Source organism: Streptomyces sp. NPDC002911, from assembly GCF_053591835.1.
This window is the reverse complement of record NZ_JBSFUO010000011.1, coordinates 121296-144962: the sequence shown is the minus strand read 5'-3', so window position 1 is coordinate 144962 and position 23667 is coordinate 121296. Positions and strand designations below refer to the sequence as shown.

Below are 23667 nucleotides of genomic sequence, written 5' to 3'. Positions count from 1 at the left end.
TCGTACTTCGTACGGACTGTTCGCCCACAGCGGAATTCCTGTCTCCCGACACCCCATCAGCCCCTTCGGCCTGCGCTGTCACCGGCGTTCCGGACACCCGGCCAGCCTAGAGCCACAGTCCGACATCCACCCCGGTCACCGCAATTTCACGCCCGATCGGCCCCCTGCCGTAGGGTCCGGCACGCCCGTGCGTCAAACTGGTTTGTGATCGATCGCACTGTTTTACCGTCCGGCATCATGGAAACGACGCTTCCCTGAACAGGCCGACAAGGAGAGAACTCGTGGACGACGTTCTGCGGCGCGCCCCGCTTTTCGCGGCGCTCGATGACGAGCAGGCCGCGGAGCTCCGCGCCTCGATGAGTGAGGTGACCCTCGCACGCGGCGACGCGCTGTTCCACGAGGGCGACCCGGGCGACCGGCTGTACGTGGTCACCGACGGCAAGGTGAAGCTCCACCGCACCTCCCCCGACGGGCGGGAGAACATGCTGGCCGTCCTCGGCCCCGGCGAGCTGATCGGGGAGCTGTCGCTCTTCGACCCGGGCCCGCGCACGGCGACCGCGACCGCGCTCACCGAGGTCAAGCTCCTCGGCCTCGGTCACGGAGACCTCCAGCCCTGGCTGAACGCCCGCCCCGAGGTGGCCACCGCATTGCTCCGGGCCGTCGCCCGTCGCCTGCGCAAGACGAACGACCAGATGTCGGACCTGGTCTTCTCCGATGTGCCGGGGCGCGTCGCCCGCGCGCTCCTCGACCTGTCGCGCCGCTTCGGCGTGCAGTCCGAGGAGGGCATCCACGTCGTGCACGACCTGACGCAGGAAGAGCTGGCCCAGCTGGTCGGCGCCTCCCGCGAGACGGTCAACAAGGCGCTCGCGGACTTCGCGGGCCGCGGCTGGCTGCGGCTCGAAGCACGCGCCGTGATCCTGCTGGACGTGGAGCGGCTGGCGAAGCGGTCCCGCTGAAGCTCTGCTTCGTACTCTCGCCGAAAGGGCCCCACCGCGCGGTGGGGCCCTTCGCGCGCCCCGGGGCGGCCGTGCGAGCCGTGTCTCAGATCAGGCCGTGCTCGGTCAGGTACTCCAGCTGAGCCCTTACCGACAGCTCCGCCGCCGGCCACAGGGAACGGTCCACGTCCGCGTACACCGCGGCCACGACCTCGCCGGCCGTCCGGTGCCCGGCCTCCACGGCCGTCTCGACCTGCGCGAGTCGGTGCGCCCGGTGGGCGAGGTAGAACTCGACGGCCCCCTGGGCGTCCTCGAGCACCGGGCCGTGCCCGGGAAGCACCGTGTGCACCCCGTCGTCGACGGTCAGTGAACGCAGCCGCCGCAGGGTGTCCAGGTAATCGCCGAGGCGGCCGTCCGGGTGGGCTACGAGGGTGGTGCCGCGCCCCAGGATCGTGTCGCCCGTCAGTACGGCCCGGTCGGCGGGCAGATGGAAGGAGAGCGAGTCCGACGTGTGCCCCGGGGTGGGGACGACCCGGAGTTCGAGCCCTCCTGTGGTGATCACGTCGCCGGCCGTGAGCCCCTCGTCTCCCAGCCGCAGCGCCACGTCCAGGGCGCGCACCTTCGTCCGGGTGAGCCCGGCGAACCGGGCGGCACCCTCCGCGTGGTCGGGGTGCCCGTGCGTGAGCAGGGTGAGGCCGACGCGCCTGCCCGCCCTCTCCACGGTGTCGACGACGGCCCGCAGATGTACGTCGTCGAGCGGCCCCGGGTCGATCACGACCGCGAGGTCGGAGCCCGGTTCCGCGACGATCCAGGTGTTCGTGCCGTCCAGCGTCATCGCCGAGGCGTTGGGGGCCAGGACGTTGACCGTGCGCGTGGTGGCGGGCCCGGAGAGCGCTCCGCCACGGGGCTGGCCGGGCAGTGCCGCCGCGTCACTCATCCGGGGTTCCGTCCGTGGCCGTGCCGTCGTCCGTGGAGGAAGCCGGTCCCCCGACCACCGGGACGTGTCTGGTGAACTCGTCGTGCCCCGGCCAGCTCAGCACCAGCTCGTCGCCCTCCATACGGGCCTCTGCCAGCACGGGAGCGAGGTCCTGGGAGTCCGCTGCCTTCAGCGCCTCCGCAGCCGTACCGTACGGCCTCAGCGCCCGCAGGGTGGCCACAGTGGGCGGCATCATCAGCAGTGCGCCCTTGTCGTAGCCGTCGGCGGCGTCTCCGGGCCGGATCCACACCGTCCGGTCGGCCTCGGTGGAGACGTTCCGGGTGCGCTGGCCCTCCGGGAGCACGGCCACGAAGAACCACGTGTCGTAGCGCCGTGGCTCGAAGGCCGGGGTGATCCAGCGCGCCCACGCGGCCAGCAGGTCGGAGCGCAGCACCAGGCCCCGGCGGTCCAGGAACGCGGCGAAGGACAGTTCACGGGCGACCAGGGCCTCGCGGTCGGCCTCCCAGTCGACGCCCGTGGTGTCGCTCACGACGGAGCCGGCGGTCGGCCCTGCCAGCAGGACCCCCGCTTCCTCGTACGTCTCACGGACCGCGGCGCAGACGACCGCCTGCGCCTCGGCGGCCGTGTCGACGCCCAGGCGGCCGGCCCAGGCGTCCAGGGACGGTCCCGCCCAGCGTACGAGGTGGTCGTCGTCGCGCGGGTCGACCCCGCCACCCGGATAGGCGTACGCACCGCCGGCGAAGGCCATGGAGGTGCGTCGGCGCAGCATGTGGACGGAGGGACCGCCCGGCCCCGAGGTGTCGTCCCGGAGCAGCATCACCGTGGCCGCACGCCTGGGGGTCACGGCTGTCAGCTCGCCGCTGGCGAGGGCCCGGATCCGGGCGGGCCATTCCGGTGGGTACCACTGACCGTTGGACATGGCCGGAGGCTATCCGGAACCACGCCGATGTTCGAGGGGCCCCAGGACAGCGATGCCTGCCCCTCCATCGGCCTCGTGCGCTGCTCCCGTGCACACCCGATCCCGCCCGGTCGCGGGACCGGACGGGATCACGGAGGTGCGGGATCAGGCGTCGGCGAGCTCGACCTGGACCTCCACCTCCACCGGTGCGTCCAGCGGAAGCACCGCGACGCCCACGGCGCTGCGGGCGTGCACGCCCTTGTCACCCAGGACCGCGCCCAGCAGCTCGCTCGCGCCGTTGACGACTCCCGGCTGCCCGGTGAAGTCGGCGGCCGAGGCGACGAAGCCCGTGACCTTCACGACTCGTGCGATCCGGTCCAGGTCACCGGCGACCGACTTCACCGCCGCCAGGGCGTTCAGAGCGCAGGTCTTCGCCAGCTCCTTGGCCTCGTCCGGCGTCACCTCGGCGCCGACCTTGCCGGTCACCGCGAGCTTGCCGTCCACCATCGGGAGCTGGCCGGAAGTGTAGACGTACACCCCGGACCGCACGGCCGGCTGGTAGGAGGCCAGCGGCGGTACGACGTCCGGGAGCGTCAGGCCGAGTTCGGCGAGCTTCGCCTCGACGGCGCCCGCCACTACGGCTTCTCCCGCTTCAGGTAGGCCACGAGCTGCTCGGGGTTGTTCGGGCCGGGAACGACCTGGACCAGCTCCCAGCCGTCCTCGCCCCAGGTGTCCAGAATCTGCTTGGTCGCATGCACGAGAAGGGGCACGGTCGCGTATTCCCACTTGGTCATGAGCCGACTGTAATACCTGGCATCCGCGGCCTCGTGCGTAGCCTGCCTGTCGACTGGTTAGGCTCGAAGACGTGAGCAGGTTCCAGGTCGTCAGCGGCAAGGGCGGGACCGGTAAGACCACGGTCGCCGCCGCACTCGCGCTCGCCCTCGCGACCGAGGGCAGGCGCACTCTCCTCGTCGAGGTCGAGGGCAGGCAGGGCATCGCCCAGCTCTTCGAGTCCGATGCCCTCCCCTACGAGGAGCGCAGGATGGCCTTGGCGCCCGGCGGCGGCGAGGTCCACGCACTGGCCATCGACGCCGAGCGCGCGCTCCTGGACTACCTCCAGATGTTCTACAAGCTGGGCAGTGCGGGCCGGGCGCTGAAGAAGCTCGGCGCGATCGACTTCGCCACCACCATCGCCCCGGGGGTCCGGGACGTCCTGCTGACCGGAAAGGCCTGCGAGGCCGTGCGCCGCAAGGACAAGCAGGGCAGGTTCGTCTACGACTACGTGATCATGGACGCGCCCCCCACCGGCCGCATCACCCGCTTCCTCAATGTGAACGACGAGGTGGCGGGGCTGGCGCGGATCGGCCCGATACACAATCAGGCGCAGGCCGTGATGCGGGTCCTGAAATCCCCCGAGACCGCGGTCCATCTGGTGACGCTCCTGGAGGAGATGCCGGTCCAGGAGACCGCGGACGGCATCGCCGAGCTCCGCGCCGCCGAACTGCCCGTGGGCCGGGTCGTGGTGAACATGGTGCGCCCCCATCTGCTGGACGAGGATGCGCTGCGCACGGCGTCGGGCGGCCGTCGCAAGGAGATCGCGAAGACGCTCACCCGGGCCGGCGTGACAGGTTCCGCCGGGCTCGTCCGGCCGCTGGTCGAGCAGGCCGCCGAGCATGCCCAACGGGTCGGTCTTGAGCGTGAGCAGCACACGGTGCTGGCCGGCCTGGGGCTGCCGATGGCCGAGCTCCCGCTGATCGGCGAAGGAGTGAATCTGGCCGCGCTGTACGAGCTGGCGGAGGAGTTCCGCAAACAGGGTGTCGGCGACGAGACCGCGGACGCGGCGGGGGGGCAGGCGCCCCGGGGCGGGAAGCGACGCGGCTCCGGACGAGGGGTGGGGTCATGACGCTGGACACGGGCATCGCACCGGGACTGGAGACCGACGCGCTCCTGGACGACACGGAGATCCGTATCGTCGTGTGCTGTGGCTCAGGTGGCGTGGGCAAGACCACGACCGCGGCGGCGCTCGGCGTCCGGGCGGCCGAGCGCGGCCGCAAGGTCGTCGTCCTCACCATCGACCCGGCCCGCCGGCTCGCCCAGTCCATGGGCATCGACCAGCTGGACAACATTCCGCGCCGGGTCGATGACATCGAGGGCGAGGGCGAGCTGCACGCCATGATGCTCGACATGAAGCGCACCTTCGACGAGACCGTCGAGGCGCACACGGATGCCGAGCGGGCACGCGCAATCCTGGAGAACCCCTTCTACCAGTCGCTGTCGGCCGGTTTCGCGGGCACGCAGGAATACATGGCGATGGAGAAGCTCGGGCAGCTGAGGGCGCGCGACGAGTGGGACCTGATCATCGTCGACACCCCGCCGTCCCGTTCCGCGCTGGATTTCCTGGACGCTCCGAAACGTCTCGGCTCGTTCCTGGACGGGAAGTTCATCCGGCTGCTGATCGCCCCCGCGAAGATCGGCGGGCGAGCCGGGATGAAATTCCTCAACGTCGGGATGTCGATGATGACGGGGACGCTCGGCAAGCTGCTCGGCGGTCAGTTCCTGCGCGACGTACAGACCTTCGTCGCGGCGATGGACTCCATGTTCGGCGGATTCCGTACCCGTGCCGACGCGACGTACAAGTTGCTCCAGGCGCCCGGCACGGCGTTCCTCGTGGTGGCGACACCTGAACGGGACGCTCTGCGCGAGGCCGCGTACTTCGTGGAACGGCTGGCCGCCGAGGAGATGCCGCTGGCCGGTCTGGTCCTCAACCGGGTACACGGCAGCGAGGCCTCACGGCTCTCCGCCGAGCGGGCGCTCACGGCCGCAGAAAATCTTGACAGCGTCGGCATTGTGGATCAGGCGGCAGGGAAGGCTGGCCTTGGTGACCCGGCGGACCCGTTGGCCGCCGCCTCTTCCGAAGCCCCGGAGTCGCCGCTCCACCCCGAGCGCAGCAACGAGCCCTCCCCGCACGAACCGCCACAGCAGGAGCCGCCACAGCACGACCGCAGGTCACACACCCCCGAGCCCGAGCCGCACGGTCGTGGCCGAAAGTCGCCTGACCCGTCCGGACCACCCCCTCACACGGAAGCGGACGGGCACGACACACCTGCCACCGACGCCGGACCGGTCCAGGCAACCGCCGCGGCATCCGTCGAGCAGTTGACCGCGGGCCTGTTGCGGCTGCACGCCGAGCGGATGCAGGTCGTCGCACGCGAGCAGCACACACGTGACCGCTTCACCACGCTCCACCCCGAGGTCCCAGTGACCGAGGTGGCCGCGCTGCCCGGCGACGTGCACGACCTCTCAGGCCTCAGGGCCATCGGGGAACTCCTCGCGACCGGTTCTGCTTCCACCCCCGTCGGAGCTGTGTAGGACCACCACCGGGCCCCACGGGCCGCCTGTGCGGCCTACCCCACGGCTGCGAACGTCTCGTGCAGTTCGTCGTCGTGCAGGTCGTCGTCCAGACCCACCGCTGCGGGCAGCATGCCCGTGGACCGCTCGTACTCGCTTCGCGCGGTCTCCAGCAGGCGGCGCCAGGACGTGACGGTGGGCCGCCGACGCAGTAATGCGCGGCGCTCCCGCTCCGTCATTCCGCCCCACACGCCGAACTCGACGTGATTGTCCAGCGCGTCGGCCAGGCACTCGGTCCGCACCGGGCATCCGGTGCACACCGCCTTGGCTCTGTTCTGCGCTGCCCCTTGTACGAACAGTTCATCCGGATCGGTAGTGCGGCAGGCTGCCTGCGCACTCCAGTCGGTTACCCAGCCCATCCCGGCGCCGTCCTCTCCCGAATCGAGGCTCCCCCACGGCGACAGCGGCATATTCACCGCTGCCAGTTGAGGACGTTACGGAAGGTGGCGACAGCACAACACCCCCTTCGGGCCCAATCTTGGATGGCCCGAACGGACTATGCGTACGCGGCAGATCACCCAGAGGAGTGATGCAACGACATACGTGACCTTCCCGACGGAATCGGGACATGAAGCCCAAGCCGCAACGGACATCCCGCGACACATGAGGCGAATTCGGAAACGCCTCGGCGGCTGGCTGAATTCCGTTGAGGACCGCGCAGGGGGCCGGTACCAAATCGGGCTGCTGTGACAGTTGGGAGTAGCTTAGGCCAAGGCCTATACGCGTGTCCGGCGAATGAGAACGTAGACACCTCACGTCGCTGCGCCGTCAAGTTCGCGGGTCGAGTCCTCCGAAACGGCGTGCTCGTAGAGCCGCTGGTGCCTCTCGTCGGCGTACGGCCCAGGAGCAGTGGTCAGGATTGGGACCAGTACCGCGCACCGATCTACGTCGAGGCCTCGGCGGCCCGGCTGCACCCGGATGTCACGGTCTGGTACTCGAACGCTCCGAGGGCCCCCACCCCTGCGGAACGCCGCTGACAACGGATTAGGCTGCCCCCATGCCAAAGAAGCGCTCAGGCGGGGGTCTGACGACGACCCAGCAGGCCGCCAAGTTCCTCGGTGTCGCCGCGCTCTCCGGAGCTGTGCTGGCGGGCATCGCGCTGCCGGCCGCCGGCGCACTCGGGCTCGCGGCCAAAGGAACGGTCGAGGGATTCGACGAGATCCCTTCCAACCTCAAGACTCCGCCGCTGAGTCAGCGGACCACGATCCTGGACAGCGAGGGCGGCGCGATCGCCACGGTGTATTCGCGTGACCGCACCGTCGTCCCGCTCAAGGACATCTCGCCGTACATGCAGGACGCGATCATCGCGATCGAGGACTCGCGTTTCTACGAGCACGGCGCGGTGGACCTCAAGGGCATCCTGCGCGCGATGAACCGCAACGTGCAGGAGGGCGGCGCCGCGCAGGGCGCCTCCACGCTCACTCAGCAGTACGTGAAGAACGTCTTCGTCGAGGAGGCGGGCGACGACCCGGACAAGGTCGCCGAGGCCACCCAGCAGACCCTGGGCCGCAAGGTCCGGGAGCTGAAGTACGCGATCCAGGTCGAGGAAGAGCTCGGCAAGAAGAAAATCCTGGAGAACTACCTCAACATCACGTTCTTCGGGCAGCAGGCCTACGGAATCGAAGCGGCCTCCCAGCGCTACTTCTCCAAACACGCCAAGGACCTGGAGGTGGGAGAGGCGGCGATGCTGGCCGGCCTCGTCCAGTCACCGACCCGCTACGACCCGGTCAACGACACGGAGGAGGCGACCAAGCGTCGCAACACCGTGCTGCAGCGCATGGCCGCCGTCGGCAGCATCTCGCAGAAGGAGGCCGACGAAGCCATCGCCGCCCCCCTCGAGCTGAAGGTCAGCAGGCCGAAGAACGGTTGCATCACCGCCGTCAGTGGCGCTGGATTCTTCTGCGACTACGTACGCAAGACCATCCTGACCGACCCGACCTTCGGGAAGACCGAGGAAGAGCGTTCCAAGCTCTGGAACCTGGGCGGTCTGACCATCAGGACCACACTCTCCCCACGTGCGCAGAAGGCCGCCAACGAGGCCGCCACCTCGAAGGTCAACAAGGACGACAAGGTCGCCGCCTCGGTGGTGCAGGTCGAGCCCGGCTCCGGCAAGATCCTCTCGATGGGCCAGTCCCGACCGTACGGCCTGGACCAGAATCAGCACGAGACGGTTCTCAACCTCGCCGCCAGCAACAAGATGGGCGGCAGCACCTACGGCTTCCAGGTCGGCTCGACCTTCAAGCCGATCACGGCCGCCGCAGCTCTGGAGGGGGGCATCAACCCGGCGCAGAGCTACAGCTCCGACTGGAAGATCTCGGTGCCGATGAACTCCTACCGGAACTGCGCGGGAGCGCCTGCAGGAAGCGGGAACTGGGACCTCCAGAACGAAATGGAGTCCGAGAAGGGCGCCTACGACATGACGAGCGCGCTCGGCAAGTCGATCAACACCTACTTCGCCAAACTGGAGCAGCAGGCCGGACTGTGCGAGACGGTCACCATGGCGAAGAAGCTCGGCTACGAGCGAGGTGACGGCGAGCCCGTCCCGGACAACAAACCGTCGATCACCCTGGGCGGCACGGAGAGCACCCCGCTCGGCATGGCCGCCGCGTACGCGGCGTTCGCCAATCGCGGCACGTTCTGCACGCCGGTCGCCATCGAGGCCATCACGGACGCGAACGGCAAGAAGGTCGACGTGCCCAAGTCCTCGTGCTCGCGGGCGATGAGCGAGAAGACGGCCGACACCATCAACCAGATGCTCAAGGGCGTCGTCGAGGACGGCACCGGCACCCAGGCCGGCCTGACGGACCGCGACAACGCGGGCAAGACGGGTACCACCAACGACCGCGTGGACGCCTGGTTCGTCGGCTACACGCCGAACCTGTCCACGGCGGTGTGGGTCGGTGCCGACATCGGCAAGAAGGTGCCGATGTACAACATCACCATCGGTGGCCAGTACTACGACAAGGTCTGCGGTGGCTGTCTGCCCGGTCCCATCTGGAAGACCGCGATGACCGGCGCGCTGAACGCATCGGAGACCCCGTCCTTCAACCCGGTCTCGGTGCCGCGCGCCAAGGAGAAGGAGAAGGACAAGGGTGAGGGTGAGGGCGAGGGCCGCGACGAGGACACGGACGGCGGGAACGACGACGACAAGCCCGGCGCCGACCCCATCGGCGGGATCACCTTTCCGCCCGGCGTCATCGGCGGGAACGACGGCCGCGGGCGCGGCGGCAACGGTCCCTGACCGTCCGGTCCACGCGACGACGTCATGAATGAAGGAGGGGCACCCCGCGCAGGGGTGCCCCTCCTTCGTGCGTCGGCCTCTCAGCCCGCGAGCGACTTCTTCACCGTGGCGGCGACCCGGCCGCCCTCGGCGAGCCCTGCCACCTTGGGGTTGACGATCTTCATGACGGCCCCCATCGCGCGCGGCCCCTCGGCACCGGCGGCCTTCGCCTCCCCGACGGCCTGCGCGACGATCGCGTTCAGCTCCTCGTCGGAGAGCTGCTTGGGCAGGTACGCGTCGAGCAGCTCGCCCTCGGCCCTCTCCCGCTCGGCCTGCTCCGTCCGGCCGCCCTGCCCGAAGGCCTCGGCCGCCTCACGGCGCTTCTTCGCCTCCTTGGCGATCACCTTCCGCACTTCGTCGTCGGAGAGCTCGCGCGACGTCTTGCCGCTGACCTCTTCCTTGGTGATCGCGGTCAGGGTGAGCCGGAGGGTGGACGAGGTGAGCTCGTCACGCGCCTTCATGGCCGTGGTGAGGTCTTCCTTGAGCTTGGACTTGAGCGTGGTCATGCGGCGATTGTGACAGGTACGGGGCACTTGCCGCCCGCCTGTTTTCGTCCCACAGCACCGTTTCTGCGACGATGGACCCATGCGCGCACGCTACGGAGTACCCCTGAAAGTCACGGCAGTCGGCGCAGCGGTCGGTGCCGCCGGCCTCGTGTACGCGGCCGGATTCGAGGCACGCTCGTTCCGCCTTCGCCGGATCACCATTCCCGTACTCCCGCACGGGGCACGTCCGTTGCGCGTACTCCAGGTCTCCGACATCCACATGGTGAGCGGCCAGCGCAAGAAGCGCGCCTGGCTGCAGTCGCTGGCGGGCCTGCGCCCGGACTTCGTGGTGAACACCGGCGACAACCTCTCCGACTCGGAGGCCGTGCCGGAGCTGCTCGACGCTCTCGGCCCCCTGATGGAGTTCCCCGGGGTCTACGTCTTCGGTTCCAACGACTACTACGGCCCAAAGCTCCGTAACCCGGTCCGCTACCTCCTGGAGAAGACGCAGGGCAAGCACGGGCTCAACGGAAACGCACCGGCGGTCAACGTCGTCCACAACCCGTGGGAGCCGATGCGGGACGCCTTCGACGAGGCCGGCTGGCTGAACCTCTCCAACACCCGGGGCCGGATCAAGGCCGACGGCCTCGAGATCGCCTTCACCGGCCTGGACGACCCACACATCAAACGGGACCGTTACGCCGAGGTGGCCGGCGGCCCCGAAACGGGCGCAGACCTCTCGATCGGCGTCGTCCACGCCCCGTACCTGCGGACCCTGGACGCCTTCACTGCGGACGGCTACCCCCTGATCCTGGCCGGCCACACCCACGGCGGCCAGCTCTGCATCCCCTTCTACGGCGCCCTCGTCACCAACTGCGACCTGGACACGGACCGGGTGAAGGGCCTCTCCGGCCACACGGTGGGCGAACGGCGCGCCTACCTCCACGTCTCGGCGGGCTGCGGCACGAACCGCTACACCCCGGTCCGCTTCGCCTGCCCGCCCGAGGCGACGCTGCTGACGCTGACGCCTCGCGACTGAGGCCCCGCCGGGGCACAAAAACCGGATTTCGCCTCCGGGCGCCGGTGAGCTAAAGTAATCCGTGTCGCCGGGACAACGGTGGACATCGGGGTGTAGCGCAGCTTGGCAGCGCGCTTCGTTCGGGACGAAGAGGTCGTGGGTTCAAATCCCGCCACCCCGACAGCTGAAACACCAGGTCAGGGGCCTGATCCGCTTAGCGGGTCGGGCCCCTGACTCGTTCCTGGTGGCGTCTTGGGAGCCGTTTGGGAGCCGATCTCAGGATCCGGCTCCCAGGGAGCCGCCATTGAGCCTGCCGAGCAGAACCTCGACGCGACACTTATGGGACGGACGCCCGGCAGAGCCTCCCCGCGGTCAAGCAGCGGACTCCACCCCTGGGGCGGAATCCTCCGGCGGGTCGAGGAGTCTGAAAGCGCAGTCTCCCGGACGCCGCCCCAAGCGCTGGACCATGAGAGCGCCGAGGAGCGCTGTCCCCGGGCCACACACCGGTCCCGCATCCGTGCCGACATAGAACAAACCGTTCTCGTCCGGCTCCCGGCCCTCGTGCTCGGTGCCGGCGGCCAGCGCGAGGCAGAAGCCGAGGAGATCGACGCGCAGGCCGACGGCCAGGTCACCTCGAAGGAACACCAGCGGGTGTGCCAGCCCTTCACTGTCGTAGCCGGCGGAGACGACGGCACCCAGCCCGTCGGGTAGCGGGTACATCTCCTCAGGGATGTCCTCCACTACGCCCTTCATGTCGACGGCAAGCTTCAGGAGCTCCGTGAGGACCTCTTCGTCGCTCCGCCACCCGTCCTTCGGCGCCCAGTTTCCATCCTTGTAGAGATGGAGGACATCGGCCGTCGCGTCCGGCGGGTCTCCCAGCACCAAGTCCGCCAACACGTCGCTCGGCTCCTTCACCACTACACCTTGGCCTTCTCGCTGCGGCCAGAGGACCAGGTGAGGGAAGGGACGGTGAATGTATCGAGCGAGAAGCGACCGGATGGCAACCGACAGTTCTTGCTCGCTGAGGCCGGGGCGCACCAGCACGCAGATCCGGTCTGGAAGGACGGCCAATGCAGCCTGCATGCCGTGCTGCCCGAGGTCGATCTCGACTGCCTGTGTGTTCATCGCATCCAGCAGTACCGGCAGTTCCAATGCCCAGGCGTCATGCGCTCGGATCCTGCCCTCCCCATGGGTTCCCTCGGGTGCGACTTGCACTGCTTGCTTCTGCATAAGGTTCCCTTCCTTCGTTTGAACCGGGTCACCCAGTCTTGGTCCGGTTCACAGCGAGGAAGGCGTAAAGTCGTGAAACGCCTTGTCGTGCGCATCGCGCCTGCCACGCTCACAAGCGCCAGGTCGCATTCAGGCGAATTGATCCCACAGGAACCCCTCGTAGGGAACCTGAGCGAATTTCTTGATACAGGTTGTGCTGACGCGAGCACACACGGTACGACCGTGCCATGCACCGTTGGTCGCCACTCAATGATCGCCAGCTGGTCCTGCTCACCCGCATTGGGGAGGGGACGGAACCTGTTACCTCATACAGCCCGGAACTTGCCGCCACCGCTCACGCCCTCAAGGGGCGGGGCTTGATCATCATGCCGAAGCAGGGCGAGAGGTGGCAGGCGGACATCACCAACGACGGACGTTTCTACTTGGAGCACGGGCACCACCCGGACCGGCCGGAGCGGACTCCACGCAGGCAGCGTTCGGCGGCCCCCAAGCTGACACCACAGGCTGGCCCTCCCAGCCGACAGACAGCGCCCTCGTCTGCGGCTGCGAAGCCCTCGCGTCCCTCACCGGCCTCGATTGGCGCGGCCCTGATCACCCAAGTGCAGGAGGCCGGCCGCTTCCTCCGTATCCCGAACCCGAGCGACGGGGAGCGGGCCCGCTACCGGCGAGCATTCGATGCTGCGCGGCAATGCGCCCCCGAGGGGTACCACCTCAAGCACACGGGGCGAGAGAGGGGTGATTTCGTTCTCGGCCTGCTCAGGGTGACCGGCGAGGACGACACCGAGTGGAATCGGATTCGCCTGGCTCGTAGCCGCGTGATCACCGACGTTGAGGACGTGGTCGCGGCGGTCACCGCAGACCACAGTGCCTTTGAGATCTCCGAGGAGGTCCTCCCCCGGGTGATCGCACTGCTCCGTCTCCTCACCGAGCAGGCCCTCGTTCGCCATGGCGAGATCGCGGTGTCCAAGAAGCGCAGGCAGGCGCGCCCCCTGCTGACGGTCCACGGCAGGACGTACGAGGTCAGCTTCCGCGAGCGGCAGAAGCAGGTCAGGTACGTGCCCAAGCAACCGGGCCGGCGTACGTACGACTGGCAGCGGGTTGCTCCGGCGAACCGGTCCGAGCCGTCCGGCGAGCTGGAACTGCATCTCAGCCAGCACTCGGGCTACTGCTACGGATCCGGATGGAAGAAGGACTGGGCCGACACCGCCAAGAAGTCGCTGGAGGACCAAATCGGTTCGGTCTTCCGCGCGCTCAAGGCACACGCCGAAGAGGAGGAGCGGGCTCGGTTGGAGCGCGAGGCTCAGCAGCGGCGGCTGCGGGAGGAGCGGGAAGCTGAGCAACTGCGACTGCGTGAGGAGCGGGAGCGGGAGGAGAGAGAGCGCCGCCTACAGGAAGCGGAGGAGATGCAGCGCAGGCAGCAGGAGTGGGAGGCCGCTGTCAGCGTCGCGACGATCAAGGCCGTGGACGCGGTGCGGGTCGAGCGCTTCAGTACGGCCTTGGAGCACTGGCGGACTGCGGGGGAGATCAGAGATTTCTGCTCAGCGCTGGACAAGGCCGCTGCCACGTCGAGCGACGACCTCGACGCCGAAAGGCTGCGGGAGTGGTCGGCGTGGGGGAAGGCCGAGGCCGAGCGGCTCGACCCCACTGTGCGCGGCAGGGGACTTACCGGCCACGGCTTCCATGCGCAGCCGACGGGCGACCAGCTGCGGCCGTTTCTCGACGGCTGGCACCCGCAGCATCCCGAGAAAGTGGAGTCGGTGAAGGAGAAGCCTCAGGTGGAAGCCGCGTCACCCAAGCCGGAGCCGGACCGGCGGCACGACTTCAGCGACGAACGTCTGGATCAAGGCTGGAGATATGGACGCCCAGCTCGCGCTCAATGGTGGAGGCGATGAAGCCGTGTCCGCGGTCACGTAGGGTCGTCACCGCCCGCTCGACCAGTTTCCCGAGCCGGATGACCTCCGCCCGCAGGGCGACCAGTTCGTCATAGCGCTCGGACTTGTCCTCGCCGCACCAGGCCCGCACGGTCCTCAGGACGGTCGCTTCGGCGTCCAGCTTGCGGTCATCGCGACGGCTGTAGGAGGAGTACCAAGAACCCTGGGCGCGTTCCTGCTCAAGGCTCTGCTGTTTGCGGTCCACCTCCGGCAGGATCGTGTCGGCGAGACGTTCGGCCAGATGGCGGGCGAGACGTTCAGTGACTGGCCAACCTGCAAGGCAGTGGCCGTCGCGGTTCTCGTGGACCGCAGGATCGTCCCGCAGTTTCGCGGGGTCCATACCGACGAGCGGTGCGGTCTCATCCAGTCGGCCCATGTCCAGGATGCCGGCGTCCTGGACGCCTCGCCGGAGGCGCAGTTTGCTCTTCGGTCTGACGAACCCGAGGATCAGCCGCGCGGCCTCGAACTCCGTGCTGCCCCTCACGTGTCGCGATGCCTCGGCCAACGCCAACTCCGCCGCGTCGTCCGCGTGGAACTCTTCGGACTCCGCCCACGGAACCACGAGGCACGTGGGGTTGACCCATTCCTGTAGCCCGGCGGCGTCACCGTCAAGGAACCGCACGTGGACCCCGCCCGTCCTGCCGGGGCCGCCGACACGAACAATCTCTACCTGGTGGACCGCGCTGCCCAGGTCCTTCGGCCTCACGCGATACGCCCAGTGCTCACCCATTTCCATGCGCCTATTGAGTCAGGTCTGCTGGCATCAGCGCCCGCCGATTCACCAAAACCACCAGGCGGAATCGAGCAAGCGCCCCAGGTTCCGTCGGCGTGGTCAGGATCGGTGGGTAGTCCCATCCCTTCGAGCGATGACGAAGCGCTCGTACGCCTGCACCCCCGTGGGGCACAGGCGTAACTCGCTACCGGTGTTACTCCAGGCCGCGTGCTTGCCTGCGTATGTGCAGAAGGTCGCAGAGCACGCGCACCGATGATGTGGGACACATGGCCAGCCGCGAGTCGAGAGCTGCCTCCCACTGCTCTGTCATCCCGGCCATCAGCCGCTTGCGCATGCCCGGCGTGACGTGGGCATAACGCGCCGACACAGAGCCGTCAATGTGGCCCATGCGCTGGTCCATCAGGACCTTCTCGGTGCCGAGGTCCTCCATCACGGTCCTGTGGGTGTGGCGCAGTCCGTGAGGCGTGAGGCCCTTCGCGACCGGGAGCCAGCAGGCGTCGGCCCGGTTGCCGGCGCCGCGTCCCCGTACGGGGACGCCGGGCCACGGCTCGCCGAGCAGGGGAACGGGGCGCGCTTCCTGCGGGGCCTTCTTCGGGTACCAGCCTGACACCGCCGGGGTGAACAGCCAGGTCCCGAAGCCGTTCCTGCGCCAGTGCGCCGCATGTTCCGCCACGACTCCGCCACGCACGAACCCGAGGTCGTTGACGGCCCTCTCCACCCGTGTGCGGGTGGCGTCGGCGACGCGGTCAGGGTGGTTGAGGACGTTGGACACCGTTCCCGTGGAGACCTCAGCCCGGCGTGCGACGTCGACGAGCTTCGCGCCCTGGTGCCCTCCGGTACGAGCCGCGCCTTGGCCACGGAAGACGTAGGTCCTGCCGTGGCAGGGGCAGGGCGTCGGCTTCGTGCGGGCGACGTGGTTGGCGACCAGGGCGGACAGCCAGTCCATCGAGTCGAGGGTGCGATAGCTGTCGTCCTTGGGCGGGCAGCGCACCATCTCACCCGAGTCGAGCTCGTACAGCTGCCACTCGACACGGACGGATCCGGCGCGAACGAACTCTGTCTCCAGACCGACGACTTCGCCCCAGCGCATGCCGGTGTATCCCTTGAGCACCACGGCGACGAACTCGTCGTCGCGGCCGGACAGCAGGGCTGCCCGTTCGGCGGTGAGCAGGACGCCGAGCGGATCGGTGACGACCTTCTCCGGGCCTCTGTCACGAGAGCGGCCCGCGCGCTTGCCCCGCCCGCGTCGCCTGGTCGCCGGGTTCGACGTGATCAGACCTTCGTCGATCGCGTCCTCGAAGATCAGGTGGAACGTGGAGCGCCAGGTCTTCACGCTGGAGGCCGCGTACAGGGCCCTTTCCTTCTTCTCCCACCGGTCGACGTCCGAGCGCAGGATGCCGGCGAGCGCATGGTCCTCGAAGTCGGGGAGGAGGTGCTCCTCGATGTGGCGCTTGTAGTTCTGCATGGTCGAGGCGGCCAGGTCCTGGGCCTCGTACCAGCGGCTCGCGTACTCGCCGAACGTCTCCTGCCCCAGGGCGGGGTCGCGCCAGTCGCCGCGTCGGTACTTGTTCTCGGCCTCGCTCGCCGAGCGTTGGGCCTCGCCCTTGGTAGCGAACTTGATCGTCTTGCCTTGCTCGTCGACGACCGTGAGGTGCTTGCCGGGAGCAGTCTTGTATCGGGCACGCCAGTAGCTTCCGCGCTTCTCCGCGAAACCCAAGTACGTTTCCTTCCTCTTCGGTGCGGCGTTCTACGCGGCGGTGTCGAATGCGACTCGGTCGGATCGGCGCGGCGGCCTGGCGCGCAGGCGGCCGGAGGGTGCACCCGGCTCGGGGGCGCTGGAGCGTCGGGCAGGGGCCGCAGGCGGGGCGCCGGGGGACGGTGGCCGCGCAGCGACGGTCGGTCGCTCCTCGTGGAGGCGGATGATCTCGGCGAGATGGGCTGCGGTGAAGCGGTAGGCACGACCCACTCGGGCGAAGGGGATCTGGCGACGGCGGGCGCGATCCTTGACCCACCAGGCAGAGCAGCCGAGCACGGCGGCGACCTCGTCGGGGCGGTAGAGGCGGGCCGGTGCGACCTCGGCGCCTGTTTGCTCAGCCACGCGGGATCGCCTCCTTCGCGGTCCGGCGGCGGAAGGGCGACAAGGCAGGGGGAATGGCCTCTTGGCGCAAGGGAAATCCTTCTCTGGCGCGGTGGTGTGACCCGTGACACGCCGGTTGATCTCTTGGTACGGGCGAGGTGATGTAAGCGGGCACTGCCGGGTGTTGGCCCACCCGGACAGCGCTGCAAGGGCTTCGCTAACTCGTCTCGGCGAGCAGCGTGAGCGGCGAGACGTCGAGGGCGGCTGCGATGGCGACGAGGTCATCGACGTCGCAGCGGCGCTGCCGGCATTCGATGCGGGACAGCATCGTGATGGTCATGGGGCGGCCGAGCGCAGTCACCCGTTCGGCCAGCTGGCGCTGAGCGAATCCGCGCGCTGCGCGGGAACGGGTTATGGCTTGGGCGGTCAGCACACCGGCCGGACCAATTCCCAGGGGGATTTCAGGCATGCGTCTGTTGTAGCTCCGCATTGCCGGTTTGGGTAACCGGCGATCTGCTGCTATGTTCCACGTCTTTTTTGTCAGATCTGGTCCCCGGACCCGCGAGCGACGCAACATAGACCGGAATCCGGCGCTGACCAAATGCCTGTGCTCGCCCGGCAGGCGCGCTTCCTTCAACTGCGCTGGCGTGGGTTGTTGCATCACGCGGTCACGTCAGACCGATCGCCGATGCAGGCAGACGGCGATTCACCAGCCGCCCCATTTGTGCCACTTCTAGGTCAACCGCTAATTCGGGTCTACCGTTATAGGGAAGCCGCGCACGACGCGTTCGCCGAGAGCTGTTTGCTTTCTCGGCGGAATGCTGGACTTGCACGGGGAGGGTGTGGCTGTCTTGGCCATGCACCCGGAACACCTTGCGACTCCGAGCACATGAAAACCCCCGGCGGGCCAACGCCGGGGGTCAGGGAGTCCCTACCGATATCGCCCGTACCTGAACGATCAAGACGGTGGCGGTCACAACGCCACCGGGTGAGGAACCGTCTATGCCCCAACAAGCTACAGCCCTCGCGGCCGTAGTCGCATCCTCGTCGCCGAAGTCGCCCGCTCTGCCCACGAAGGCGGGGCGATAGGCATGGCGCGGATACGCACGATCAAGCCGGAAGCCTTCATCTCCGAGTCGCTCGCCGCGGTGAGCGTCCACGCCGAGCGGACCTTCTTCGGCCTCCTCACCCAGGCAGACGACCACGGCCGTTTCCGGGACCAGGCCGCTGTCATCGCCGGCGCCCTGTGGTCCCTGCGCCCCGAACACGGCCCTCTGGAGGTCGAGGACGACCTCACACAGCTCGACGGCGCCGGTCTGGTCTGCCGGTACGAGGGTGACGACGGCAAGCGCTACCTGCACGTCGTCACCTGGGCTCGCCACCAGAAGATCAACCGGCCGAGCGGCAGCCGCTGCCCGTCCTGCCCGCGCCATCAGGGAAGCCGGTCTACCGAGCCGGCAACGCCTGTTCACGGTGCCCTCCGTGAACATGCCGCGAGCCCTCACCGTGGAGGACCTGAGGGGTCCGGTGAATGCAGCGAGCCGTCCGTGAACCGGGAAGTTGCAGGTCAGGGCAGTTTCAGTGAGCCCTCACCACAACGCCGGGAAATGGCGGTGAGGAATCAGGGTCCGGATCTAGGACCTAGGATCCTGGATCTAGGATCACCTCCGGTGGGGAGCGCAAGCGCCCCCGCGCCGCCCGCCGTCTCGGGCGCGATCTCGGCCAGGGACCTGGTCGGCGAGTACGTCGCATCCTGCGAGCACCGGCCGCCCAGCGACGTAGTGGGTCGCCTCGGCAAGGTGGCCGGCAAACTGCTCGGCGAGGGCATCTCGGCCGAGCACATCCGCGCCGGGATGAGTCGCATGCGGGCCAAGGGCCTGTCCGTGAACCTGCTGCCGAGCCTGGTCAACGAGGCCATGAACGCTCCTCAGGCAGCTGCTGCCCCGCACCGCGCGTGGACCAACCCGGCGTCCTCTGACGTCGAGGCGGCCTACGGAGGCCAGCTGTGACCACAGCCACCACCAGCCGGGAACCGCAGCGCATCAGCTCCCTGGCGGCCCGCCTCGACACAATCCTCGCCGACCGGGGCATCGACGCGACCGCCGCACCCGCCGAGGCGCCTTCGGAGCGGGTGACCGCACTGGAGCTAGCCGAGGCTCGCATCCCACCTCGCTACCGCGACGCCCTCGCCGGCCACGATCAGGTTGCCGCCTGGGTTGACGAAGTGGCCCTCGCCGCACGGCCCGGCCCGAGCGGCACCCGGGGCATCGCGCTCGGACCGTCCCTGCTGATAGCCGGCCCCACCGGCACCGGCAAGACGCACCAGGCGTACGGCGCGGTGCGGTCGCTGCTGACCGCCGGTGTGCGCCTGCGGTGGGAAGCCGCCACTACGGCCGACCTGTACGCCCGCCTACGCCCACGCGCCGGCCATGACGCCGAGCGAGACCTCGCCACTCTCAGCACCTGCCCGCTGCTGATCCTGGACGACCTCGGCGCGGCCAAGCAGTCGGAGTGGACCGAGGAGATCACGTACCGGCTGATCAACCGCCGCTACACCGACCTGCTCCCAACCCTCCTCACGACCAATCTGACGACCGCCGCGCTGCGCGATGCCGTCGGCGACCGCGTCGCCTCCCGTCTCGCCGAGATGACCACGACCGTCGTCCTCACCGGCGCAGACCGCAGACGCCGACCCCACGCCTGACCGCACGGCGCCGACCCACCTCACCCCTTCCCCACGCCGCCCGCCCGCGCCCACGCCTGCCCAAACGGCGCGGCGGCCTCCCTGGAGACCCCTGCATGACGCAACTCGCCCTGCCCACATTCGGGCACTGGATCTCAACGTCTCTCGCCCTTACCGCCCTCCTGGGCACTTGCACGATGCTGCTGCTCGGCTTCCTGATCAGCCGGCGCTCTACCCGAAACCGCAGCAGGCACCAGCCCGGTACACCTGCGGTCAGGGTCGCCGCACTGGCCGCGGTCGGCTGTACCGCCTACAGCGCAGACACCAGCTGGCGGTTCGCCGCCGACTACCTGGACATGAGCGGTACCACCGAGCGCATCGCGATGTTCGCCGCCGCCGAACTCGCCCTCTTCGCCACGGCGCTGCTCGCGCGGCAGAATCTGCACGGGCCCAAGCAGGCACCCGGCCTGCCCGGAACCCTGACCTGGGTGATCACCGCCGTGCAGGTGATCCCCGCGTACGCCGAGTCAGGCGTGGTCGGCGGCACAGTGCGAGCCTTCGTCGGCCCGATCATGGCCGCCCTGCTCTGGCATCAGGCCATGGGCATCGAACTGCGCATCCGCACACCCGAGGGCGCTTCCCACAGCGTGCTCGCCCAGGTCGGGCGCGAAGCACGTGAGCGCCTTCTCTCCCGCCTCGGTATCGCCGCACGCGATCGTGATGCCGCCCAGATCACCCGCGACCGGGCCACCCGCAAGGCCGTCGCCCTGGCCTCTCATCTCGCGGAGCGAACTCAGAAGCAGCGCGCCGGCTGGCGAGGTCGGCGCACTTCACGACGACTTTCACAGGCCATCGCCCAAGCCGCAGTGGGCATCGACCAGCACCAACGCGAAGTGCTGCTGCAGCAGCTTGCCGTCCGCCGTCACGCGGCAGCGCTGGCCACCATCGAACTCGCATCGCCTTGGACTGCTTCCCCCTTGGATGGGGGCACGACGCATCGCGGCGAGGCAACGACGCTCCGGCGCAGCCAGCCGAGTGCCGACCACGCCTTGCAGCGCGAGGAAACCACGGAACACCCCACCTCCCGCCCTCCCTCCGAGCTGCTGCCTCCTCGATCCGTGCAGAACCGACTTCCCCTGCACGATTCGGCCCCCACTCGCGAGAACACCGAGCCGGCCCCCGAGGTCGACGTCCCCGCCGCGCAACGCTACGGACGTCCTCCCGGCGCCGAAATGGAAGAACTGCTCACGATCGGCCGCCGGGCCATCGCTACGCACGGAACGGCCACTCGCGCCGTGCTGCGGAACGCCATTCGCACGGCCGAGCTCACCATCTCCGAAGACCGTCTCACCGAACTCAAGGCCCTCCTCGCCGCAGAGCTGGACGCCAAGAGCGGCATCCCGACGGGCTGACCGGATATCCGGTCAGCCCCCGGACGCCCGCACGGGGGCCCGTGGACCAGCCACTCCGTCTGGTCCACAGCCCGCCTCATTCGCACCGCTACGCCAGACACGCACGGCCCTCCCTCGCGCTCTCCCACTCGAACCAGCGGGAGGCGGGGCTGCTGCCCGTCCGACGGCCTGGTGCGCTCTCCCTATCCCCTACCAGGAGCTGATCTCCATACAGGACTCGTACCCCAACAGCCCCGTGCATCAGAACGCGACCCACCCCACGCCAACCCAAAGCGGAGCAAGTTGGAGGTTCGGACACTCCCCCGCAGGGGGAGCGTCCGAACCCGCACCCGCCCCGGGGGTGGCGGGGTCCGACCAGCGCCAGGGGGCGCCGGACGGAAAGGCTGCGACCGAGGGCGGATCGCAGCCAACAACGGCCGTCCGCAAGCGCCGCCCCAAGGGAAAATCGCGACCGCGCGACAAGAAGCAGCGTCCCGCCCAGAGCGTCCGCCTCAACGAACGCGAACACACAGTCATCCAGGCCGGCGCCGACGCCGCCGGCATGAGCGTCGCCGGGTTCCTCGCCCACTCCGCCTTGGCCGCCGCACGCGACCAGACCCGCACCGCCGCAACCATCGCCGCCGACCAGGACATCCTCACCGAGCTCTTCGCCACCGGACGCAAGCTCGGCTGGGCCGGCAGCAACCTCAACCAGATGGCCAAGGCCCTCAACTCGGGCGGCGACATCAACGGCGCCAGCATCGAGGAGACCCTCGCCGACGTCCGCCGCGCGGCCACAGCCACCAGGGCGGCCGTTGAACGCATTAACAACCGCCAGACAGACGAGACCACTTGATCCCCCGCATCCACAAGCAAGGCAGCAGCACCCGCGGCCTGCTCAACTACCTCTACGGCAAGGGCACCCGCGAAGAGCACGTCGACCCACACCTGGTCGCCTCCTTCGACTCCATGGCACCCGACCCCGGCCGCGACCCCTCCGCGACGAAAGAGGATCTCCAGCGGCTTCTCGACCAGCCACTGCACCTGCTCGACGAAGGCCAGCGACCCGACCAGCACGTGTGGCACTGCTCCGTACGCGCAGCAGGCACCGACCGCATTCTGAGCGACGAGGAGTGGGGCGACATCGCCCGCCGCATCGTGGCCGCCACCGGCATCGACCCCGGAGGCGTGGACGACGCCGGGTGCCGGTGGGCCGCCGTCCGTCACGCCGACGACCACATCCACATCGTCGCCACCCTCGTACGCGAGGACGGCCGCCGCCCCGATCACCACCGCTCCGGCCAACGCGCACAAGCCGCTGCCCGCCTCATCGAAGCCGACTACGACCTGCACCGTGTCGCCCCCGGCGACGGCACTGCGGCCAAGCGCCCCACCAGCGCCGAGCGCCACAAGGCCGAACGGCAAGGGCAAGAGCGCACGGCGAGGGAGAAGCTACGCGAGACCGTACGCACTGCCTCGGCCGGCGCTGCCTCCACGGATGAGTTCTTCGACCGTCTGGCCGCCGACGGTCTGCTGATCCGCAAGCGGATCGCACCGTCGGGCGACCTGCTCGGCTACAAGGTCGCGCTGCCTGACGACCGCAACAAGGACGACGAGCCGGTCTTCTACGCCGGCTCCACACTCGCCCCAGACCTGTCCCTGCCTCGCATACGCGAACGCTGGGCCCTTCACGCGGAGGCGGTCACCGAGGGCGAGCGTGAGCCGGTGCAGCCCGCTCTGCCACCGGTGACCCATCCCGCGTTCGCTCGGCGCTGGGCTGCTGCTGCCACCTGGCAGGCTCTGCTGATCATTGATCACGGTGACGACGGTATGGCAGCAGCGCAGATCGCTGCGGCGGGAGAAGTCCTGGACGCACTCGCCAAGACCTCTGCCGCCCACACCCGTGCTGAACTCCGGCAGGCTGCCTTCGCGTTCGAGCGGGCCAGCCGCTCCCACATCCGTGCCGTACGTGGGCATGACCACGCCCTGCGACAGGCCGCCCACGATCTCGTCCACAGCGGCCCCGCCCTCGGCCGCGGCGAAGACGGAGCCACTACGGCGATGGTCATCGACATGGCCATTTTCCTCGCCATCACCGCGGCCAACTGGCACGCCAGGAAGCACCACGGCCAGCAAGCCGCCGCGGCCCGGCAAGCCGCCGAGCACCTGCGCGCCGCCTACCAGGCTGCCGCGGCCCACCCCATCGCCGCCCTCCGCCAGCGAGGTCAACAACTGACACCGCGGATCCGGCAGCGGCAAGCCGATCTCCTGCACCAGGCGCTGCCAGAGCTCGCGGAGCGAATCCAGGCCGAGCCCGGCTGGCCCGCCCTGGCCGCCACCCTCGCCGACGCCCGGCAAGCGGGCCACGACCCGGCAGCCCTGCTCACCGAAGCCACCCGTCGCCGCGAACTGGACACCGCCGACTCCATCAGCGATGTCCTCGTCTGGCGCCTGCGCCGCAGCGCCCACCTGCCCACGGCACCCGAAATGCCCCAGGCCACACCCGCGCGAGGCAGCCGGCACACCCCGGCCCCAGCACCCACCACGCCAACGGCGGCCAGGGCAGCGAACCTCTCCAGCCGTCAGCGCTGACCCAGAGAAGCGGCCGCCGGGCACGAGCAGATGAAGCGTGATGGCTGGGGGAAGTCCGCGTGATGAGGG

At 69.1% G+C, this 23667-nt stretch carries 22 protein-coding genes and 1 tRNA gene; 12 read left to right on the top strand and 11 right to left on the bottom strand.

Translation table 11 applies throughout. From position 1 onward, the window contains the following. Positions 1–281: 281 nt before the first annotated feature. Positions 282–956 carry a Crp/Fnr family transcriptional regulator gene (locus ACWD04_RS19105; RefSeq protein WP_150489041.1) on the top strand — a complete coding sequence of 225 codons (675 nt, stop codon included), beginning with the start codon at positions 282–284 and terminating at the stop codon, positions 954–956. 85 nt (positions 957–1041) lie between these two features. Here the strand turns inward: ACWD04_RS19105 and ACWD04_RS19100 are convergent, their stop codons facing one another. The 4 genes from ACWD04_RS19100 to ACWD04_RS19085 form a co-directional block, all read right to left on the bottom strand. Further along, complete coding sequence (locus ACWD04_RS19100) at positions 1042–1872, bottom strand: MBL fold metallo-hydrolase (RefSeq protein ID WP_451133317.1); 831 nt, start codon at positions 1870–1872, stop codon at positions 1042–1044. Further along, positions 1865–2791, bottom strand: coding sequence for an NUDIX hydrolase (locus tag ACWD04_RS19095; protein WP_451133315.1), 927 nt, complete (start codon positions 2789–2791; stop codon positions 1865–1867). Before ACWD04_RS19095 ends, ACWD04_RS19100 begins: the two co-directional genes overlap by 8 nt. A 144-nt stretch (positions 2792–2935) precedes the next feature. Beyond that, positions 2936–3406, bottom strand: coding sequence for a RidA family protein (locus ACWD04_RS19090; protein WP_451133313.1), 471 nt, complete (start codon positions 3404–3406; stop codon positions 2936–2938). Then, a complete protein-coding gene (locus tag ACWD04_RS19085) occupies positions 3406–3564 on the bottom strand; it encodes a DUF4177 domain-containing protein (RefSeq protein WP_019992579.1) in 159 nt (52 codons plus the stop codon). Before ACWD04_RS19085 ends, ACWD04_RS19090 begins: the two co-directional genes overlap by 1 nt. 71 nt (positions 3565–3635) lie before the next feature. Between ACWD04_RS19085 and ACWD04_RS19080 the strand changes: the two genes are divergently transcribed. Together ACWD04_RS19080 and ACWD04_RS19075 are read left to right on the top strand one after the other, a co-directional pair. Next, entirely contained in the window at positions 3636–4673 is a 1038-nt protein-coding gene (locus ACWD04_RS19080) for an ArsA family ATPase (RefSeq protein ID WP_451133311.1), read from the top strand. Beyond that, positions 4670–6139, top strand: a complete 1470-nt coding sequence (locus ACWD04_RS19075) for an ArsA family ATPase (RefSeq protein WP_451133309.1) — start codon at positions 4670–4672, stop codon at positions 6137–6139. Before ACWD04_RS19080 ends, ACWD04_RS19075 begins: the two co-directional genes overlap by 4 nt. A gap of 35 nt (positions 6140–6174) precedes the next feature. Here ACWD04_RS19075 and ACWD04_RS19070 read toward each other — a convergent pair whose 3' ends face one another. Continuing rightward, the gene (locus tag ACWD04_RS19070; RefSeq protein WP_451133307.1) at positions 6175–6537 is read right to left on the bottom strand and encodes a WhiB family transcriptional regulator; all 363 of its coding nucleotides are present in this window, start codon (positions 6535–6537) and stop codon (positions 6175–6177) included. A gap of 638 nt (positions 6538–7175) precedes the next feature. On the opposite strand from ACWD04_RS19070, the gene ACWD04_RS19065 reads away from it, so the two are divergent. Further along, positions 7176–9419: a transglycosylase domain-containing protein gene (locus ACWD04_RS19065; protein ID WP_451133305.1), complete on the top strand. Its 2244-nt coding sequence runs from the start codon at positions 7176–7178 to the stop codon at positions 9417–9419. A gap of 80 nt (positions 9420–9499) precedes the next feature. On the opposite strand, the gene ACWD04_RS19060 is transcribed toward ACWD04_RS19065, so the two are convergent. Then, a complete protein-coding gene (locus ACWD04_RS19060) occupies positions 9500–9964 on the bottom strand; it encodes a GatB/YqeY domain-containing protein (RefSeq protein WP_451133303.1) in 465 nt (154 codons plus the stop codon). Between the two features lie 79 nt (positions 9965–10043). Between ACWD04_RS19060 and ACWD04_RS19055 the strand changes: the two genes are divergently transcribed. Both ACWD04_RS19055 and ACWD04_RS19050 read left to right on the top strand, forming a co-directional pair. Further along, the gene (locus tag ACWD04_RS19055) at positions 10044–10982 is read left to right on the top strand and encodes a metallophosphoesterase (protein WP_451133301.1); all 939 of its coding nucleotides are present in this window, start codon (positions 10044–10046) and stop codon (positions 10980–10982) included. Positions 10983–11068: 86 nt separating this feature from the next. Next, positions 11069–11142 (top strand) — tRNA-Pro (locus ACWD04_RS19050). 191 nt (positions 11143–11333) lie between these two features. Here ACWD04_RS19050 and ACWD04_RS19045 read toward each other — a convergent pair. Then, positions 11334–12191, bottom strand: a complete 858-nt coding sequence (locus ACWD04_RS19045; RefSeq protein ID WP_023422169.1) for a hypothetical protein — start codon at positions 12189–12191, stop codon at positions 11334–11336. Between the two features lie 815 nt (positions 12192–13006). Here ACWD04_RS19045 and ACWD04_RS19040 point away from each other — a divergent pair. Further along, a complete protein-coding gene (locus tag ACWD04_RS19040) occupies positions 13007–14083 on the top strand; it encodes a hypothetical protein (protein WP_451133298.1) in 1077 nt (358 codons plus the stop codon). On the opposite strand, the gene ACWD04_RS19035 is transcribed toward ACWD04_RS19040, so the two are convergent. The 4 genes from ACWD04_RS19035 to ACWD04_RS19020 form a co-directional block, all read right to left on the bottom strand. Then, positions 14013–14858 (bottom strand): PE-PGRS family protein, encoded by an 846-nt coding sequence (locus tag ACWD04_RS19035; protein ID WP_451133296.1) that lies wholly within the window; start codon positions 14856–14858, stop codon positions 14013–14015. The genes ACWD04_RS19040 and ACWD04_RS19035 overlap by 71 nt on opposite strands. A gap of 190 nt (positions 14859–15048) precedes the next feature. Next, complete coding sequence (locus ACWD04_RS19030; RefSeq protein ID WP_451133294.1) at positions 15049–16572, bottom strand: LacI family DNA-binding transcriptional regulator; 1524 nt, start codon at positions 16570–16572, stop codon at positions 15049–15051. Positions 16573–16602: 30 nt separating this feature from the next. Further along, positions 16603–16953, bottom strand: a complete 351-nt coding sequence (locus ACWD04_RS19025) for a helix-turn-helix domain-containing protein (RefSeq protein ID WP_451133292.1) — start codon at positions 16951–16953, stop codon at positions 16603–16605. A 196-nt stretch (positions 16954–17149) separates the two neighbouring features. After that, positions 17150–17401, bottom strand: a complete 252-nt coding sequence (locus ACWD04_RS19020; protein WP_032791520.1) for a helix-turn-helix domain-containing protein — start codon at positions 17399–17401, stop codon at positions 17150–17152. A gap of 622 nt (positions 17402–18023) precedes the next feature. On the opposite strand from ACWD04_RS19020, the gene ACWD04_RS19015 reads away from it, so the two are divergent. The 5 genes from ACWD04_RS19015 (at position 18024) to ACWD04_RS18995 (ending at position 23598) form a co-directional block, all read left to right on the top strand. Next, positions 18024–18941: a hypothetical protein gene (locus ACWD04_RS19015; protein WP_451133290.1), complete on the top strand. Its 918-nt coding sequence runs from the start codon at positions 18024–18026 to the stop codon at positions 18939–18941. Beyond that, entirely contained in the window at positions 18938–19636 is a 699-nt protein-coding gene (locus tag ACWD04_RS19010) for an ATP-binding protein (RefSeq protein WP_451133288.1), read from the top strand. The genes ACWD04_RS19015 and ACWD04_RS19010 overlap by 4 nt, the downstream gene beginning before the upstream one ends. A gap of 95 nt (positions 19637–19731) precedes the next feature. Next, positions 19732–21027, top strand: coding sequence for a hypothetical protein (locus ACWD04_RS19005; protein WP_451133286.1), 1296 nt, complete (start codon positions 19732–19734; stop codon positions 21025–21027). 340 nt (positions 21028–21367) lie between these two features. Beyond that, positions 21368–21862: a plasmid mobilization protein gene (locus tag ACWD04_RS19000; protein ID WP_451133284.1), complete on the top strand. Its 495-nt coding sequence runs from the start codon at positions 21368–21370 to the stop codon at positions 21860–21862. Further along, on the top strand, positions 21859–23598 hold the full coding sequence (locus ACWD04_RS18995) for a relaxase/mobilization nuclease domain-containing protein (RefSeq protein WP_451133282.1): 1740 nt from the start codon (positions 21859–21861) through the stop codon (positions 23596–23598). Before ACWD04_RS19000 ends, ACWD04_RS18995 begins: the two co-directional genes overlap by 4 nt. Positions 23599–23667: the final 69 nt, after the last annotated feature.

Coding starts and splice junctions, on each gene's coding strand:
- ACWD04_RS19070 (WP_451133307.1), bottom strand. CDS start 6,537: ATGGGCTGGGTAACCGACTGGAGTGCGCAGGCAGCCTGCCGCACTACC.
- ACWD04_RS19075 (WP_451133309.1), top strand. CDS start 4,670: ATGACGCTGGACACGGGCATCGCACCGGGACTGGAGACCGACGCGCTC.
- ACWD04_RS19005 (WP_451133286.1), top strand. CDS start 19,732: ATGACGCAACTCGCCCTGCCCACATTCGGGCACTGGATCTCAACGTCT.
- ACWD04_RS19020 (WP_032791520.1), bottom strand. CDS start 17,401: ATGCCTGAAATCCCCCTGGGAATTGGTCCGGCCGGTGTGCTGACCGCC.
- ACWD04_RS19015 (WP_451133290.1), top strand. CDS start 18,024: ATGGCGCGGATACGCACGATCAAGCCGGAAGCCTTCATCTCCGAGTCG.
- ACWD04_RS19095 (WP_451133315.1), bottom strand. CDS start 2,791: ATGTCCAACGGTCAGTGGTACCCACCGGAATGGCCCGCCCGGATCCGG.
- ACWD04_RS19100 (WP_451133317.1), bottom strand. CDS start 1,872: ATGAGTGACGCGGCGGCACTGCCCGGCCAGCCCCGTGGCGGAGCGCTC.
- ACWD04_RS19060 (WP_451133303.1), bottom strand. CDS start 9,964: ATGACCACGCTCAAGTCCAAGCTCAAGGAAGACCTCACCACGGCCATG.
- ACWD04_RS19065 (WP_451133305.1), top strand. CDS start 7,176: ATGCCAAAGAAGCGCTCAGGCGGGGGTCTGACGACGACCCAGCAGGCC.
- ACWD04_RS19085 (WP_019992579.1), bottom strand. CDS start 3,564: ATGACCAAGTGGGAATACGCGACCGTGCCCCTTCTCGTGCATGCGACC.
- ACWD04_RS19035 (WP_451133296.1), bottom strand. CDS start 14,858: ATGGAAATGGGTGAGCACTGGGCGTATCGCGTGAGGCCGAAGGACCTG.
- ACWD04_RS19055 (WP_451133301.1), top strand. CDS start 10,044: ATGCGCGCACGCTACGGAGTACCCCTGAAAGTCACGGCAGTCGGCGCA.
- ACWD04_RS19045 (WP_023422169.1), bottom strand. CDS start 12,191: ATGCAGAAGCAAGCAGTGCAAGTCGCACCCGAGGGAACCCATGGGGAG.